A 16,787-nucleotide genomic window follows, 5' to 3' on the forward strand; every position below is an offset into this window, starting at 1 on the left:
ACAGTTGCCACGGGGAAAAGATTTAAACTCAAACAGAAGACTGGCCGATCGACCGCTTTGAGCAATGACAAGAAACGCACTTTAAGAAACAGCAACTTTAGCATTAATGGTTGCAGCGATGGAACAACCGTATCGCAAACGTAAAACAGAACGCAAACCAATTGCTTCCCGCCGATCCGACGCGTCTAAACCTTTGGCTTCTCCTGATTCATCGATTTTATGATAGAGGCTATTTCTAACCCAAACGCTACAGATATTATTCAAACCATTTATGCAGACAGTCACGTCCACATTCACAGTTGCTTCGACCTCGATTTATTTTTAGATGCAGCCCTTGCAAATTTTCTACGCGTTGGTCATGATGGGGATATTTTTATACTGTTTCTAACAGAGTCGAGTTCGGAAAGCTATTTTCAAAACCTTTATCGATCCGCTCTAACCGGAACGTCGGCAGTCCCATCCCTCAAGCGCTGGAGCGTTCGATTGACGGGCGATGACAGCGCGCTTTATGCCGCTTGTCCCACCAGCACCAGCGGCATTTATATGATTGCCGGAAAGCAAATTGTTACCCTAGAAAACCTCGAAGTGTTAGCGCTTATGACCACCGCTGCCTTTGAAGACAGACAACCGTTAGAGCGTGTCGTCAACGCCGTTTCCGAACGAGGAGGCATCCCCGTGATTCCGTGGGGAGTTGGTAAGTGGATGGGGCGCAGAGGTAGGATTCTGAGGCAATTCCTAGACCGCCACCCCCGCCTTTTTCTGGGCGATAATAGCGGTCGACCTGTATTCTGGTTAGAACCCCTACTGTTTCGGCAGGCAAAAGCCCAAGGGGGCAGGGTCCTTCCCGGTAGCGATCCCCTGCCCTTCCCGTCTGAATGTTGGCGTCCGGGCAGCTTTGGCTTTTCAATGGCTGGCGTCGGGATTTTCGATTCGGCCCAGCCCGCGGTCAGCCTCAAGCAAACCCTGTTCGATTCTGCCGTTCAGCTCAAAGCTTACGGTGCGCTAGAAAATCCCTACCGCTTTACGCGCAACCAACTCGAAATGCAGCTCATCAAATACCTTAAACCTAAAAGATGAAAGCGCTCGTCATTTCTCCTCAACCGGTTTTCTCTTACCGAGGCACCCCTCTAAGTGTCTACTATCGCACGCTGATGACTGCGGAATTGGGGGTTGAGGTAGATTTACTGACCTACGGCGAGGGGCAAGATATCGATCTGCCAGGGGTGCGCGTCATTCGAATTCCGCGCTTTAAGTTTTTAGGAAACGTCCCGATCGGTCCCTCTTGGCTCAAGCTATTTCTGGATCTGTTTATTGCGCTTTGGATTGTCGGTCTTTTGCTCAAAAACAGGCATCCCGAGCGCCAATATCAATTCGTCCACGCCCACGAAGAAGCCGTATTTATCTGCTGCTTGCTGAAGCCGTTGTTTAAATTCAAGCTGATTTACGACATGCACTCTAGCTTGCCAGAACAGCTCGTCAATTTTAAATTCACAACCTCGAAATTATTGGTCGGACTGTTTAGAGCGTTGGAAAATGCCAGCCTGCATGCAGCCGATGCGGTGATTACCGTATGCCCGAGTTTGTATCGCTATACGGAACGGATAGTGGGGACTCGCAAGCGGGTGTTCTTGATCGAGAACTCGATTTTTGAAGAGGTTCGCCTCAAAGTTCCACCCCATCAAGATCCTCCCGCCAGCTATGCCTGCCCGAACCGACGGTCGATCGTCTACGCCGGTACCCTCGAGCCCTATCAAGGCATTGATGTTTTGCTGCGGGCCATTCAATGTCTCGTCAAAGTCGAACCCGATGCATTCTTGCTGGTGATGGGAGGAACCGCGCGCCAAGTGGAACGCTACGCTGCTTTGGCGCAGCAGTTAGGATTGCAGCAGCGCTGTCAGTTTACGGGTCGGGTAGCCCCCGCCACGGTTCGGCAATGCTTGCGGGACGCCGCCGTGCAGGTTTCCTGTCGCGTGAGCGGCACCAATGTGCCGTTGAAGGTTTACGAACAGTTGGCTAACGGCATCCCTTTAGTCGCGACCCGCATTGCCTCCCACACTCAAATTTTGGATGACGAGATTGCGTTTCTGGTAGAACCGGAGCCGCAAGCAATGGCAGCAGGGATTGCCGCCGCGCTGCGGCCCGATGGCGAGGGGGCGCGTAAAGCTGCCAACGCTCAGGCATTCTACAGGCAGAGATATTCTCGCCAAATTTATCGAGATAAGATCGAGCAGGTTCTCGATTCGTTAAATGTCTGGAGACAGGATGCCGTACCTTCCAAGCGACGGAAAAACAGCAATCAAGCAACGATTTCTCGTTAGTGCGAACAGCGCGATCGCATCCTTAGGAAGAGCGATATGTGCGCCATAACCGGGATTGCGGCGCTGAATGGATCGCCACCGCCAACGGTAGAGCGCTTGAAACGCATGTGCGACGTGCTTTACCATCGCGGGCCCGATTGCGAGGGAATGGCCGTTACCGATGGGGTGGCCTTGGGGATGCGGCGGCTTGCCATTATCGATCTGGCGGGCGGTCAGCAACCCATGTTTAACGAAGATCGCACGATATCGACGGTTTTTAACGGAGAAATTTATAACTTTCAAGCCCTCCGCCGCGACCTGCAAGCCGCCGGACATACCTTTGCCACCCTTGCCGATACGGAAGTCATCGTCCACGGCTACGAAGAATACGGGCTAGCATTTCCCACCCGACTCAACGGCATGTTTGCGATCGCCCTCCACGATACAGTTCGACAGAGGCTGTTGCTCGCGCGCGACCATCTGGGTGTTAAGCCGCTGTACTACGCGCTCACCCCCCATTACTTGGTGTGGGGATCGGAAATCAAGGCCATTTTGGCCAGCGGTCTCGTCGAGCGACACCTCGATCTCAATGCCCTCGGCGAATTCATGGCTTGGGAATACGTGCCAGGGGCGGCAACGCTACTCAAAGAAATCCGCAAGCTAGAACCAGGGATGCTGCTGGAACTGGACCTCCAAACTTCCCAGAGCCTGTTGAAACCGTTTTGGGACATTCCGCAAACGCCGGAAAATCACACCCTCACGCCCCAGGAATGGTCGGAAAAAATTGAATTCCAGCTCAAAAAATCGGTCCGACAGCAATTGGCCAGCGACGTCCCATTAGGTGCGTTTTTATCGGGAGGCGTCGATTCTTCTTTAATTGCTGCTTCGATGGGTCAGACCAAAACCTTCAGCGTTGGGTTTGAGGATCCGTCCTATAACGAGCTGCACTGGGCCAAAAAAGTTGCCCGCCACCTCAACCTCGACCATCTCGACACCCTGCTTCAACCCGATGTTGCCGCGCTCTTCGATCGCCTCATGCAGTTTATGGACGATCCCATTGGAGATTTTTCGATTTTCCCGACCTACTCGATCTCGCAGTTGGCGCGCCAGCACGTCAAAGTCGTCCTCAGCGGCGATGGGGGGGACGAGCTCTTTGGCGGCTACGAAACCTATGTGGCCGACGCCAAAGCAAGGCAATACTCAAAACCGATCGCAGCGCTAAGGCACCCTCGCATCATCGAGCGGATAAAGGCCCTCAAACCGCAGCCCCAAAAGAAGGGGTGGGTCAACAAAATCAAGCGATTTGCCGAAGGCTTAGAGCACCCTGCCGAGCTATCCCACGCGCGTTGGCGCATGTTTGCCGGAGAAATCTTGCGGCGCGAGTTATTTACAGCCGATGCCCTCCAATCGATGGACGCGCCTGCCGCCGCACATATCTTAGAATTATTCGACCGAGCGGGCGATCGCCAACCCCTCAACAAAAGCCTGTATGTCGATGTCAAGAGCTATCTGAGCGATAACATCTTGGTCAAAGTCGATCGCATGTCGATGGCCGTCTCCCTCGAAGCGCGGGTTCCGTTTCTCGACCCCGACCTGGTGACGCTTGCCTTTGAGATGCCGGAAGCGCTGAAAGTAAATCGGGGCAAAACCAAAGTTCTGCTCAAGTCCATTGCCGCTCGGCATATCCCCAGGGACTGCGCCTACCGTCCGAAAGAAGGGTTTAGCATCCCCATCAAACATTGGTTGAACGCTCAATTCAAACCCATCTTAGAGGATTATCTCGATCCGTCTGTTCTCAGGCAACAAGGGATTTTTCAAGTTGAAACCGTTGAAGCTTTGAAGCGCGAACATTTCGCAGGCACTGCAAACCACAGTCACCTGCTGTGGTCGCTCATCGTCTTTCAACACTGGCATCGCACGTGGTTGAGCGGATAGAGATAAAATGACCGGTATTTCTAGAGACCTTACAGCCGCAGCCGGACAATCCTACGACCTCATTATTGTCGGGGGCGGCATCTACGGCGCGATGCTTTCCTTGGAAGCGAGCCGCCAAGGGCTAAAGTCTTTACTGCTAGAAAGAGAGGATTTTGGCAGTGCCACCAGCCTTAACAGTCTGCGGATTATCCATGGAGGATTCCGCTATCTACAAAATTTAGACATCCGTCGTTTTTTCGAATCCGTCCGAGAACGACGCTGGTTTCTCCAACACTTTCCTCACCTCGTCAAGCCATTACCTTGTTTGATGCCGCTTTACGGTCGCGGGGCGCGTACCCCTGCCGTTCTAAGCGCCGCTTTATCCCTCAATGACTGGCTCTCCTCCCATCGGAATGACGGCGTTTCTCCAGACAATCATTTACCCCCTGGCAGCGTCATTTCCGCGCAGCAAGTCAAACAATATTTTCCTTCGGTTCAGACCGAAGGGCTTAAAGGTGGCGCAATTTGGTACGACGCAGGATTAGACGACCCCCAGCGCTTGCTCGTCGGCCTGCTGCGAAGGTCCTGCGCGCTCGGAGGTGTTGCACTCAATTACGTAGAAGCTCGAACGTTATTGAAAACCAAAAATAGCGTCGCTGGCGTCTGCGCGACGGATTGCATCGGTAGCGAATCCTACGAATACCGAGCCCCGATCGTCGTGAATGCGGCAGGTCCCTGGTGCCGAGAGGTGGCCGCTGCGTTCGATCGAGATATTTCAGCATTATTTAACCCTTCGCTAGCCTGGAATGTTTTATTCGACCGAGAGGCACCCTCGACGTTTACCTTGGCGATCGCCCCGAATCACCCCAATGCAAGGACCTATATTCTTCGTTCTTGGAAAGGAAAACTCTTGGCCGGAACCGTTCACAGTCCTTGGTCTCAGCCAGTTGAATATTGTCCGAAACCTTCCGAAGCTGAAGTCTTAGCGTTCATCAAAGCCCTCAACGCAACCGCGCCCGATCTCGATTTACGCCCAAGCCAAATTCAGCGCATTTACGCAGGATTTCTACCCATCGAGCAAGGCAAAGGGATAAAGCTGTCCAAGCGAGAGATCGTTTGGAATCACGAGCAACATCACGGACCGACCGGACTCTATAGCGTCTCTGGAGTCAAATTCACAACCTCGCACTGGGTTGCGGAAAAGACCCTAGCAACAATCTTCCCAGATCGAAAGCTGTCAGCCAAAGGTTTTCCAATCGGTGAAACGACTGAGGACATGCGGGGTGCAGACGTGCGAGGAGTTTTTGCCTGCGATTGGAATCCAGGCGACGCGATGGAATGGCAAATGCGCCTGAGACAGATCGCAGACGAAGAGTCCGTTCAGCACTTGGACGATCTAGTATTTCGCCGAACTAGCCTAGGAGATACTCTAAAAATAGGACGAACGGGTATAGAAGCAATCTCTCGTATCTTTAACTGGGACGACTGCGTTCGCGATCGAGAGCTGCACAGGTTCAGTCAAGAAGCAAAGAGATTGCACTATCGATCTTCTCAATAATATTTTTTTGGATGGCAGCGTAGAGTGGGACAATTTGACACGCTTTACCACCTGAAATTTATACGACATCCCTTTGCAAGCGTGAAAGCCAAAAACCTTATGTTCCAGCTATTCCATCGCACGTTGGCGCTCCAGGTTTGTCTTAATTGTCTGCTCGAAAACTTTGGGGTGTCCGATCGAAAGGAAGAGCTTGGAGTTCGCAGAGGACATTATCAGCCAAATAATACAAAAGTATACTTTAAGGTTATCGAGCCACTTTGCTGCAAAGCATATCGAATTCTGAAATTAATTGAAGTAAAGGCCAGATAAACGGTCCAATATTTTTTCTAGAAAGGAAGATCAACAACAGTTCACATAAATGTCTGTTTTGTCTGCTCATTGGCGAAATCATTGATCGTTAGCGGAAAGCGAAATAGGATTGCGGTATAAGCGAAGATTAGGCAAAGGAGACTTGATTTACGCCATCTTTCGATATGGCAATCTTATAAATTTTAATTCTCTTAGCCGCCACAAAGTATCCACAAAATATCTAAATCTACGGATACTTTGTGGAGTAAATCTGAGCTTAAAGAATACCACGACCCGTCCATCTGCTTTTAGTCCATTCTCAGTAAAAATGTTGGAGACTAAGATAATGAGACTACATAAACTTCTGCTAACTCCCGTTGCATTACTGGTGCTGTTAAATGCAGTTCCATCTGCTTTCGCCGGTTCGGCTGGTGTTACCAACAGTTGGAAAACTCGGGACATCAAGAATGGTAAATACGAGATGAACGTTAAAGTAGACGATAAGTACTACTATAACCGAGATGCGAAAGCAACTGCTTGGAAAAACGAATACGGCAAAACCGTTATCACCGATAATTATGATAAAGGTGATAAAGGTGTTTGCGAATCCGACAAATGTCGTTCATCGTACGATGATGGTAAGACATCGTACAAAAATGATGACAGTACAAAGTTCGTCGAGGTCGATTACTACAAAGCAGGCTCTGAAAGCTACAACAAGGAATGGGGAAACGGTCGTACCTTCACCGATGTCAGTATCAAGGAGACTTACGATTTCTCTGGATTTGAAAAGACCCACTCAGTCAGCTCGGATTTCAGCTACTAATACATAGAATACATAGATATCCGGGTCATTCGTGGCAAGCCCTCGTGTTTCTTGACTTTATCTTAAATATGGAAAAGATGAGGGTTTGCCAAAGAACCTTAAAGTACAGTACAGTATTTCACTTATTTGTCAAGAGTTGGGAGAGTAAAAATTTTAGCTCTATCCCAAAAGTCTAGGCAATCATTAACAAAATTATTGTAAAGCCTTAGATCTCTTGATTGAGCTCAGAAACTAAAGAATAGCTGCAGTTTAATCGTAAGATTGCCTCGGGAGAAGTCATGATGCGTAGTATTCTGGAACTAGTTAGCGCTTCACTGGTTGGAGTTGTAATGTTGACTGGTACAAGTGCTTTTGCTCAAACGGTGACCACTCCAATCACCTCTACCTCCACATCCAATCCAGTTTCAAACCTAGATCAAAGCGGTGCATTGATCAACACCCAAATTAACACTAATCAGCTTGGCAGAAGTGTTGTAGGAAATGGCATTGCAGATTGTACGACCAGTGGAATCAGCGCTTCAGGATTTGGCAGCGGTGTCGGGCCATTTGACTCCGGTACGTTAGGCGGAGCTATCACCTATACTCATTCATTTGGGATGAAGACCTGCAAGGAATATGCTAAGACTCAGCTTGGCAAACTACGTTTAGAAACATGTTTGCTTTTAATTAGTAACTATTCAAAAATGCAACAAGCAGGCATTCGAATCAACTACAATGAGTTAATGGCAATCAGTAATATCAACTGCCCTGCTGTTGAACTAGCAAAGTCTAAACCTATCTCTTCAAATCCAACCGATCGACCCGAAAGCCATACTTCAGATCGATCGCAGAAAAAAATAGGTTATGATGCTGTCGATATTGATTCGACTCCAAAAACAACGTTAACTCCTCGGCCTGCTACCTACGATTCGCGCAGAGACTCGGTACTTAATCCTAACAATTATCCCAATCGCCTTCCCATAACTGAGCTTAGACGTACTAAGTAGTTGAAGTTTGTCAAAAATACGACACAAACTGTTTGGGTACCGCTGACGTTGAGATGACGATAAATAGCGACCGATTGTTTGCAATAATGTACCTCAATAAGGCGTATATTTTAGGTTACATTTAATCAAAGCAGTTGCACTATGAAAACCAAACATATTTTAGGTTTGTCCGTTCTAATATTCACAGTCGGGGTAGAGTCTTCGAGAGCACAAATGTCTTATACTATGACGTTTACGACGGGCACTATCGGCCATCACAAGACTAATTCGACGCAGATTCAACAGAGCGAACAACCCTTTGTAGGCATTGCTGTTTCTTCGGAAGGAGAAGACCCCGATCGCCAACGATCTTCAGAAAAATCTAGCGAAGCGAGAAACGATTCAGAATCCTATACTTCAAAGGGTTCTAGAAGCGTGAACATTGAGCGAGGACATTCAATACGAACAACTAGTATTAATTATAAAGAAGAGTATGACTTTGCTACTTATGAGTTTGATTACAGTATAAACTTCGAGTATTGATCGAATACACTGAATCAATTTCTGGCCGTATTTAAATAAGCATGATGAAATAGAAAGGTCAGAAAGATTCGTGAGACAAGTAATTTCTGAAAATTTCTGGAACCTCAAATAACTCTCCTTTCTTTTCAATAAAAGTTCGGTTCAAAAGAGATTCAAATCCCTCCAAGAATTGAACGAAATGATTATTAAAAGAGGAATCACCAGTTAACTCTTCTAGCATAATTGGGTTGGACCGCTGTGAGAGATTGATAAAAATATCTTTTTCGATATCGGAAATCCGATCGAATTGAGACTTTAGCAACTCTTTGATTCCCCCATAGATTAAATTCTCATTCGAGAGGAAACTGGAAAGTTTGCCATCAAAAATCTGGTAGATTGTATTTACAGCAATCTTTAAGGCGTATGGATTTCCAGAGTAATATCGAATCAAGCGCTCCGCAGCGGAAGATTCGCAATTAGGCAACCCAAAACTTTCAATTGCTTGCAAACCGTCGCTTCCAGTCAAACCATTAACATGAATGTATTGTGTTTGCGAGTTATAGTTTAAACTGCTTTTATTAAACGCCAAACCAAAAGGCTTTTCGCGACTTGTAATTAAGACGCAACTTTTATGAGACTTTTCGCTGAGACGCCGAAGCAATAATCCATATTTTTTGGTTTCTTCTTGATAAATCCCTGCCAAAACACGATCTTTGAAAACTGCTGACCAATCATCAATTACCAATAAAACCCTATTATTTTCGAAATATTCTAGAAGGCGAGACACTAAAGTATTTACATCCTCTGACGGATCTGCATCGATCTCTTCTTCAAGGCTATTGAGGATGCTACAAATGAAGGTGCTGAAGTCGGGAGTGTCTCGCAGCGATCGCCACAGGATACATTCAAAATGTTTCCTGACACGCTCGACGCATTTCATCGCCAGTGTTGTTTTTCCGCAGCCAGCCATGCCAAAAATGCCTAAAAGCTGCACCTTATGAAGAAGGATCCATTCTCTTAAAGAGGTTAGTTCGCTATTTCTGCCATGAAAGCATTCAACGGCTACAAACTGCTCTAATTTTTGCGCATCGTGTAATTCTTTACAACCTTTCTTGGCTGCACCGCAGTTCTCTGGAGATCGCGCTCCAGCAATGGGCTTCAAAGAAGGAGCCTTCCTCTGTCTTAATTGATACTGACGTAAGATTACGGCGCGAAAATTTTGCTTAGTAATGTTTTCTCCAAATAATTCAGATAGTTCGCGCCATAACTTATGCCCTAGATCCTTGACATAACTAAAATTATACTTAGCATTTTTTGCTATTTTCTGATAGGTGTTTCCACACCACGACTCAGAGAGTATAACCATCTGAATCTCACTTACAGGCAGCTCTTGACAGATCCACTCAAGGAGTTCCTGGAGTTGAGGAGGCTTCAGAGTATCATCTTCTAAATATAGCGATGATTCGTAACTATTCAACAAATATTCTATAGATGATGTAGGCGTAAATGACTTAGAATTCATCTCGCTTTTTAGACCCAATTTCTGTGCAGACAAGGTAGACGTACTGCCCATCGAAACCTCCATAAATTTAAGCGATTGTCAGGAAATACCATCTCATATTTGAGATGGGAATAAAAACTTATGGCTGGGAACACATCGAATGAGTCAATCTTTGCAATATTGCTTCAGTATTTAAATCATTATTTTTGATTTAATTAAAATTGAACATAGAAGTATGCTTAATTCTAAGCAGGCTATAAATGTACATTTTTCGGTCAACTATACCACCAATTACATATATCAAAAAGGCCAGAAATCCATACCTTACTTATCAAGGAGGTATTTCGGAGGGAGTGCTAAACCTACCGCAAACTACTTAACTTAAGAGGAGATCGATACATCGATCGAGCGATGAACTCTTGCTTGGATAAACCACAACACTTGTATGTATAAACTATATATCGAAGATATAAATATGTGCCATAAAATGTGTCAAAATGATATGAAGTGATACGTATCTTTTCTCTGGCAATCTATTTACTATCTTTTTGTAAATCTTGAAGTACAAAGACAGCACGGCAAAAGATTGCAGCGTAGCTTGAGAAAGCGATCGAGACTAAAGATTTCAGCGTTAGCGGCGATTGTTGCGCGTAGTCGACTATACCGATCGATCTAGTTAAGATAACTTAGAATTTAAGATAGATTCGCACTACCAAAGATAAAGTAATTTTGCACGCTCACTGTTGTTTGGCAAGCCAAAATAACGATGCAATTGAGATCGGTCGCTTGCGAACACCGCGATCGTACGAATTCAAACAATTTTTGCAAGGAATCTAAAATATTTCTACAAGTTTACAGAGAACTCTATATCCAGCATGCGGGATACTTGAAAAGCTCGATCTGTATATCTGACCCACTCTATTCTTTTCAACATAAAAGACAGCGCGTTGCAAGTTAAATCTCACCTACTCCTTTTCTTGGTAGGGCAGTCTGCCTAAAACACAAAGTTACCCTCCTCTGGAAACTCAAACCGATTTTTAAGCTGTGCTTGTGCCGTCAAATTGTAACTGAAGGGATTGTAGTTCGTTTTTCCGGTGATGCCAGGCAGAGAATAATAGTGGTAGAAACCCTGATATGGATACCCATAGGCGTCCAGTAGCGGTATCGGATCGTAGGCGTTTATCGATAAACGTATGTTGTCTGAAGGGATGCCAAAGATAAATTGAACGGTCTGAGCGCTGGCGCTTGCAGCCAACCCTAGGGACAGGACTGTTGTTAAAATGAAAAATGAGCTTTTCACGCGATACTCTCCCACTGCAACCGATGTCTTTATAATTAAATCTTATCATCATTCAATAATTGCCGGGCAGCTGGATGCGAAGGTTGCAGATCCAGATATGTTAAAAGATGAGAACTTCTGCCTCAGGCGGTTGAGAAACTGTTTTCACTTAAATAAAAATTGATTTGCCTGAAAGTTTATAAGGCGGTCAATTTACAAAGTTATCGAGCAATAACAACTATTCATTGCGCGTGCTACTGGAAGAAGTTGAGATTTTTGACGAAGGCCAGTTGCCAGCGCTCTGTCGGAGAGGACAGACATTATTTAAGATAGCCTCTTTGGAAAGATGTTTTTCTGCATACGCTCGACTGTTCCGACCCAATACCGCGCGCTCGTGTATATTATTTGACAAATACTGAAGCGCTGAGATCAACTTTTCCGGCTGGTTGGGTGGAATGCAGATGCCACCTTTGGATCGGGAAATTTCAGAAGCGATCGCGCTGTTCGCTTCAGCAGTTGCAATTGTAGGGCGTCCGCTAGCCATCATGCCGAGTAGCTTAGAAGGCATCATAAAGTTGGCTAGAGAGTTATGTTGAATCAAAACATGTATGTCAGCCGTACTCAGCAATCGATTGAACGCCTTAACAGGAAGCAATGGTAAAAAAGTTACATTTTTAAGGTTCAGAGATCGAGCTAACTTCATTAGCGATGCTTTCTTAGGGCCTTCTCCAGCAATAATAAAGTGCAATTCGGATTGTAAATGCAAGCATTTCGCTGCTTCGAGCAAGTGTTCTAAAGGCTGTTTGTTAGCGATGCTGCCAGCATAGAGCACAATGACTTTTTCGGCAGATAGACCTAAGGAAAATCGAAGAGATTGACTCTGGGGTAGCGGATAGATCTCAGTCGTATCTACCCAGTTTGGAAATAGAAACGCGTGTTTGATCGCAGCACCTTTGGAGTGTAGGTGAGCGAGCATTGCTTCAGAGATAGTAGAAATTTGATGAAATTGTTCGAACAGGCGCTTTTCTAGCGTTAGAAGGCTGCTTCTAACCCAACCGATGTTTGGAACCATCCCAAGACCAAATCCAGCATCAATCTCAAAGTCCTGAATGTGCAACCAGCTTTTTGCCTGACAAATTTTTGCAACGAGAAGAGCGGCTGGCACGCAGACAAAAGAAGGTTCGATCGCCATCACCATCTCAGGTCGCCAAAATATCTGTCTTATCAAGACGGGAAAACTGCTGATCGCAAACGAGAGTAGGTGCAGAATGCGCTGCCAACCCGTCAGCTCTCTTTTAACCCAAATAGGACAGCGATAGACTTTCACGCCCCTCATTCCTTGGCAAGAGTATCCAGTTTTGTAGATTTTCTTGACCGTCCAAGTTGGATAGTAAGGGGGCGGAACGACGACGCGCACTTCATGCCCCTGCTCGGCAAACCACTCTGCCATCTCTCCAGTAAACTTTCCACTGCCCACTACTTCAGGGGCATAGTTTATGCCGTAAATCAATATACGCATAGACAGTATCTTTAATCTTTAAAAACCTAATATGAAATGCAAATATCTATTTATATTCAGTATGGCTTTTGCACTGAATACATACATACATATACAAATTTCTAAGTCATTTATGTTGTGCTCTATACTTAGTAGCTATCTTTGTTCGCAAGATCCTCGAACGCATAATGGTTTTACAGTTATAACAGATCGAGCTATTTTGGCTACAGGAAAGTCGAGCAAAACTTAGAGAGCAGCAAATGGTCGCCGGCTTTCATGGCTGCAACCGCTCTCAGGCCTATTTTTGCGTTTAATATTCCTATTATTTTGGAGATAGAGACAACACGCTAGAAAAGCCGATGTTGTTTGTCATGCATTGGCTTTGGGTGGGATGGAGAACTAGCTTCGTTTCGACGGTCTCATTTGCTCTACCAGATTTACAATCGAAGCGGCAGAATGAGGACGGGTCAAAATGCCCTGAGTCGGACTCAATAAGAGGGCAAAGATGAAGAGTGCGGAGGAAACCAACACGATCGCCGGACCAGAGGGAAGATTCCAGTAGTAGCTGATATAGACGCCTGATGTACTGGCAAACACCCCAACCAACGCTCCCAGTCCCATCATTTGGTGGAGTTCTTTTACCAGGAGATAGGCCGTCAATGCTGGGCCGACCAACAGTGCAATCACTAAAATAACCCCTACCGCCTGCATGCTGGCGATGATGGTTAGGGTGACGGCAGCGGTAAAGCCGAAGTGGATGGCGTTGACAGGCAATCCCATCGCCTGCGCGCCGCTGCGGTCGAAGGTATAGAACAAAAGCTCTTTGTAGAACAGCTTGACGATGGCGACGATCGATACGGCAATGACGATCGTTCGGTATATATCCTGGGTATTTATCCCCAAAATATCCCCAAATAAAAAGCTATCGAGATCGATTTTGTTTTTGAGCGTGGTAATCAACGTTACCCCGAGGGCAAAGAAGCTCGAAAAGGTTAGCGCCATGGCCGCATCCACCTTAACCCGCGACTGAGAGCGAATCCAAGCCACAAAAAGGGTGCCGAGAATGCCCGAGGTAAAGGCTCCAATCAAGATATTGATACCCAGAAAAAAAGAAACTGAAAGACCGGGCAGAACGCAATGGGCAATCCTAGTTCCCCACTATTTTGTGTGAAGAGATTGAGGCAGAGAGCGTCTGCCGTTAAGGGACGCAGCAATTAAGAAATTGCGAAGCCAATCATCGTGATATCGAAAGCCATTGAGTTGCTCAAAGGGACAAAGACATCCTGTTTGCTGCTGTGTTTTACGACAAAAGGGATGAAAGTTCCATAATAAAGCTATTGCTCTACCTGTCTGGACTGCGGCAGGCCAAGTTCCATGGAAATATTGCATCGAAAACAGGCAACGGTCAAGATAGTTCATCGGGCGGTCAACCGCATTACTCGTTCGGCTCGCTCCTGGAAAATCATAGGCTCTCTGAAATAGGGCAGACTTGTCCTTGAGCCGCTTGAGCCTTTGGTGAATCGAGTCTCGCAGGGGTTGCTTTTTAGCCCATTCGAGCAATCGTCTCAGCCGTTGGGCAAATTTCCCCTTGTTCGCGCCATGATACACATGCCACAGTTTTTCGCGCAGACTCTGCCAGAGGGCAGCTTGGGAACGACACAAGTCTCGCACCTTGATGACTTCATGCAAAAAGCACAGAATCCAGACAATCCCAGGAAATAGACTCTGCCAAGCACTCCGGGTCGCATCCCAGCCATCGAGCGTGACGGTTTGAGGCCTATAGTCGGGCAGATGATGGGCGACCTCCGCCTGAAAGACACCATAACCCGCCTTAAGCGCCTCGTGTCCGGCACTTTTGCACAACTCACTGCCGAAAATACAGCCTTTGGCGGCAGTGACAGCCAGATAGGCTTTCTCCCCTCGGTACCGTGTATGCTTCTCGTCTGCGCTTAGATGGGGGGGCACACCGCCGCGTCCTTCACCGTTGCTCCGACGATCGAGACCCGTCCTAGGGAGCGGCACAACTGATACCAATGCATCTCGGTTTTACCGAGCACATAGGCGATGCCATCATAGGACAGTCCGTGTTTGCGCAAATATAATGCTTTGGCTGCGATCTCTGCGCGCTCACTCATGTAAGGCATCACGAAGTCTGGACGAATTTGATAGGCTTCGTGATGGCTGGGAAGGTAGATGCGTCGGGTCTTTATTCCTTGCCGGGATGACTCCACCAGTCCATGGAACCGATACCCTTGCTCTATGCCTTCTGGAAACAATTCTGGGTGCTGGGCAATTTCTGCGTTGAGGTATGCTCGATAGGCTTCTCGGTCTTCGACCAGCTCACTGTAGTTCGTACCCTCTTTAATCGGCAGGCAGATTGTTTTATCTCCGGCTTTGCCTCGCGTCTTTCTTGGGGGCATGGTCTCTGACCTCCGACAACTCTTTCTATGATCCTATCTCCTTTCACACAAACTTGTTTGGAACCAGGGGCAATCACATCTCCCAATAGCGCCATGCGCTGCACGATCAGATAGCTCCCTACAACCGGGCAGAGAATGCCGATCGCGATGCTAATGGCGATCGCATTGCGCATAAATTCATAGTTAAGCGGGTCTAGCAGCACATTCAGCATTGCGCTAACAGAATAGAGTTGAGTCTAGGGGGGTGTGGGCGCTCCGCTGTAGAGAAGCGCCATAGGCTTGCTGGAGGTTTTCGGGCGTCATCACCTGCTGTGGCGAACCATCGGCAATCAAGCGCTGGTTCAGCAGTAACAGTCGATCCAGGTGGGCGAGCGTCTGTCCCCAGTCGTGGCTGCTCACGAGCATAATTTTGCCTTCAGACCGCAGCTCATCAAAAATATTAAGAATAATCCCTTCAGTTTTACGATCGACGCCTGTAAAGGGTTCGTCAAACAGCAACACCTCTGCTTGCTGCGCTAAGGCCCGCGCGAGAAAAACCCGCTGCTGCTGTCCCCCCGACAACTCCCCAATCCGTCGATCTTTTAGATTCCAAATATCGACGCGCTCTAGCGCTGCTGTGACGATCTCTTTTGCGGCGCGGCCCGGATTGCGAAACCAACCCAAGCTGCGGGTGCGTGCCATCATCACCACGCTCCAAACCGTAATGGGATAGTCCCAATCCACCTGCGATCGCTGTGGGACGTAGGCAACCCGCTCTAATTGCTGGTGCAGCGGACAAGTGCAGTAAGAAACGATACCGCTGGCACTCGGGACCAACCCCAACATAGCCTTCAGCATTGTGCTTTTCCCCGCACCGTTGGGGCCAATTACGCCGACTAGCTGCCCTGGATTAATCCTGAAACTTACCTGTTCTAAGCCGCAGATGCCGCGATAGTTGACAGCCAAGCGATCGACTTCTAGCATGAATGACTTGAAGTGAGAACGATTTTCATTTTATAACCATAGCGTACTTTGATGGTGCTTGAAATTAGTTTTGGAGAACAGCAGCAGTTAAAGGCTTTGCTAGCTTTTTTGGGAGCTTGCGATCGGCTTGTCAATAGCCCAAACCAGTTGCACCTATGTCCGGTAATGAGAATACCACCTATGGAAAGGCCTTGTTACATAAATCAACGAAAGCGCCGTCGGAAGCAAAGCACTACTCATGGGTGGCGATCGCTTCATTCAATACAAACGGGTTTGTCTGCGGAAATGCAGTAGCATCTAAACCTGTTTCCTTCTGAGCTTGGATTAATGCAGGTTCCCAAGCATCTTCCCAAGCTTGTGGCAACTTAGGCTTAAGCCCTGGATTGTCTCTCAAAAGGCGCTGAATGCGTAGGCGTTGCTCTTTGATGGTTAAGTCCCAGCTTTTGGTATGCATTTCTGGCTGATACCTGACCTTCAATAAATGCATGAGGAGGACTTCTAAGCGCGACCCTAGCGCGCGATATTCCGAACGACCCAAGTCTTCAATCTCCTCAATCAGGTTTTCAAGATCCAATTCGGAGAATCGCCGCTCTTTTAGGAGTTGGGCTGTCTGGGTTGTCCAAGTATAAAAATCAGTGTCATAGAGCGAAGTAGTGTAGGTCATGCCTCACCATCCTTTCCCGCTGGGCTAGAGAAATCCTGCAATCTCTGAAACCCTTATTTACTAGATACCCCAACCAATGGGCGATACGTGAC

General features: G+C 47.2%; 14 protein-coding genes and 2 pseudogenes. 7 read left to right on the forward strand and 9 right to left on the reverse strand.

The window, feature by feature from the left end; translation table 11 throughout:
* Positions 1 to 219: 219 nt before the first annotated feature.
* From R6H26_RS14815 to R6H26_RS14845, 7 genes are all read left to right on the forward strand, one after another.
* On the forward strand, positions 220 to 1,077 hold the full coding sequence (locus tag R6H26_RS14815; RefSeq protein ID WP_404783345.1) for a hypothetical protein: 858 nt from the start codon (positions 220 to 222) through the stop codon (positions 1,075 to 1,077).
* On the forward strand, positions 1,074 to 2,318 hold the full coding sequence (locus R6H26_RS14820) for a glycosyltransferase (RefSeq protein ID WP_404783346.1): 1,245 nt from the start codon (positions 1,074 to 1,076) through the stop codon (positions 2,316 to 2,318). Before R6H26_RS14815 ends, R6H26_RS14820 begins: the two co-directional genes overlap by 4 nt.
* A gap of 36 nt (positions 2,319 to 2,354) precedes the next feature.
* Positions 2,355 to 4,232, forward strand: coding sequence for an asparagine synthase (glutamine-hydrolyzing) (asnB, locus tag R6H26_RS14825; RefSeq protein WP_404783347.1), 1,878 nt, complete (start codon positions 2,355 to 2,357; stop codon positions 4,230 to 4,232).
* Positions 4,233 to 4,239: 7 nt separating this feature from the next.
* Positions 4,240 to 5,769 carry an FAD-dependent oxidoreductase gene (locus tag R6H26_RS14830; RefSeq protein ID WP_404783349.1) on the forward strand — a complete coding sequence of 510 codons (1,530 nt, stop codon included), beginning with the start codon at positions 4,240 to 4,242 and terminating at the stop codon, positions 5,767 to 5,769.
* A gap of 634 nt (positions 5,770 to 6,403) precedes the next feature.
* Positions 6,404 to 6,883, forward strand: coding sequence for a hypothetical protein (locus R6H26_RS14835; RefSeq protein WP_404783350.1), 480 nt, complete (start codon positions 6,404 to 6,406; stop codon positions 6,881 to 6,883).
* 278 nt (positions 6,884 to 7,161) lie between these two features.
* Positions 7,162 to 7,869, forward strand: coding sequence for a hypothetical protein (locus R6H26_RS14840; protein WP_404783351.1), 708 nt, complete (start codon positions 7,162 to 7,164; stop codon positions 7,867 to 7,869).
* Between the two features lie 141 nt (positions 7,870 to 8,010).
* On the forward strand, positions 8,011 to 8,391 hold the full coding sequence (locus R6H26_RS14845; protein WP_404783353.1) for a hypothetical protein: 381 nt from the start codon (positions 8,011 to 8,013) through the stop codon (positions 8,389 to 8,391).
* 58 nt (positions 8,392 to 8,449) lie between these two features.
* Here the strand turns inward: R6H26_RS14845 and R6H26_RS14850 are convergent, their stop codons facing one another.
* The 9 genes and pseudogenes from R6H26_RS14850 to R6H26_RS14890 form a co-directional block, all read right to left on the reverse strand.
* Positions 8,450 to 9,943, reverse strand: a complete 1,494-nt coding sequence (locus R6H26_RS14850; RefSeq protein WP_404783354.1) for an NB-ARC domain-containing protein — start codon at positions 9,941 to 9,943, stop codon at positions 8,450 to 8,452.
* Between the two features lie 922 nt (positions 9,944 to 10,865).
* Positions 10,866 to 11,171 carry a hypothetical protein gene (locus R6H26_RS14855; protein ID WP_404783355.1) on the reverse strand — a complete coding sequence of 102 codons (306 nt, stop codon included), beginning with the start codon at positions 11,169 to 11,171 and terminating at the stop codon, positions 10,866 to 10,868.
* 217 nt (positions 11,172 to 11,388) lie between these two features.
* On the reverse strand, positions 11,389 to 12,669 hold the full coding sequence (locus R6H26_RS14860; RefSeq protein WP_404783357.1) for a WcaI family glycosyltransferase: 1,281 nt from the start codon (positions 12,667 to 12,669) through the stop codon (positions 11,389 to 11,391).
* A gap of 480 nt (positions 12,670 to 13,149) precedes the next feature.
* Positions 13,150 to 13,794, reverse strand: a pseudogene (locus tag R6H26_RS14865) (metal ABC transporter permease); the annotation flags it as partial.
* 12 nt (positions 13,795 to 13,806) lie between these two features.
* Positions 13,807 to 14,613: a hypothetical protein gene (locus R6H26_RS14870; protein WP_404783135.1), complete on the reverse strand. Its 807-nt coding sequence runs from the start codon at positions 14,611 to 14,613 to the stop codon at positions 13,807 to 13,809.
* Positions 14,598 to 15,068, reverse strand: a complete 471-nt coding sequence (locus R6H26_RS14875; protein WP_404783134.1) for a hypothetical protein — start codon at positions 15,066 to 15,068, stop codon at positions 14,598 to 14,600. The genes R6H26_RS14870 and R6H26_RS14875 overlap by 16 nt, the downstream gene beginning before the upstream one ends.
* Before the next feature lie 80 nt (positions 15,069 to 15,148).
* Positions 15,149 to 15,280 (reverse strand): annotated as a pseudogene (locus R6H26_RS14880) (metal ABC transporter permease); the annotation flags it as partial.
* Positions 15,281 to 15,284: 4 nt separating this feature from the next.
* Entirely contained in the window at positions 15,285 to 16,031 is a 747-nt protein-coding gene (locus R6H26_RS14885) for a metal ABC transporter ATP-binding protein (protein ID WP_404783358.1), read from the reverse strand.
* A 232-nt stretch (positions 16,032 to 16,263) separates the two neighbouring features.
* Positions 16,264 to 16,695, reverse strand: a complete 432-nt coding sequence (locus tag R6H26_RS14890; RefSeq protein ID WP_404783359.1) for a DUF29 domain-containing protein — start codon at positions 16,693 to 16,695, stop codon at positions 16,264 to 16,266.
* Positions 16,696 to 16,787: the final 92 nt, after the last annotated feature.

Source organism: Altericista sp. CCNU0014 (assembly GCF_044923475.1).
Classification (GTDB): domain Bacteria; phylum Cyanobacteriota; class Cyanobacteriia; order Thermosynechococcales; family Thermosynechococcaceae; genus JAAURS01.

Coding starts and splice junctions, on each gene's coding strand:
- asnB (WP_404783347.1), top strand. CDS start 2,355: ATGTGCGCCATAACCGGGATTGCGGCGCTGAATGGATCGCCACCGCCA.
- R6H26_RS14835 (WP_404783350.1), top strand. CDS start 6,404: ATGAGACTACATAAACTTCTGCTAACTCCCGTTGCATTACTGGTGCTG.
- R6H26_RS14860 (WP_404783357.1), bottom strand. CDS start 12,669: ATGCGTATATTGATTTACGGCATAAACTATGCCCCTGAAGTAGTGGGC.
- R6H26_RS14820 (WP_404783346.1), top strand. CDS start 1,074: ATGAAAGCGCTCGTCATTTCTCCTCAACCGGTTTTCTCTTACCGAGGC.
- R6H26_RS14850 (WP_404783354.1), bottom strand. CDS start 9,943: ATGGGCAGTACGTCTACCTTGTCTGCACAGAAATTGGGTCTAAAAAGC.
- R6H26_RS14885 (WP_404783358.1), bottom strand. CDS start 16,031: ATGCTAGAAGTCGATCGCTTGGCTGTCAACTATCGCGGCATCTGCGGC.
- R6H26_RS14890 (WP_404783359.1), bottom strand. CDS start 16,695: ATGACCTACACTACTTCGCTCTATGACACTGATTTTTATACTTGGACA.
- R6H26_RS14830 (WP_404783349.1), top strand. CDS start 4,240: ATGACCGGTATTTCTAGAGACCTTACAGCCGCAGCCGGACAATCCTAC.
- R6H26_RS14840 (WP_404783351.1), top strand. CDS start 7,162: ATGATGCGTAGTATTCTGGAACTAGTTAGCGCTTCACTGGTTGGAGTT.
- R6H26_RS14875 (WP_404783134.1), bottom strand. CDS start 15,068: ATGCCCCCAAGAAAGACGCGAGGCAAAGCCGGAGATAAAACAATCTGC.
- R6H26_RS14845 (WP_404783353.1), top strand. CDS start 8,011: ATGAAAACCAAACATATTTTAGGTTTGTCCGTTCTAATATTCACAGTC.
- R6H26_RS14815 (WP_404783345.1), top strand. CDS start 220: ATGATAGAGGCTATTTCTAACCCAAACGCTACAGATATTATTCAAACC.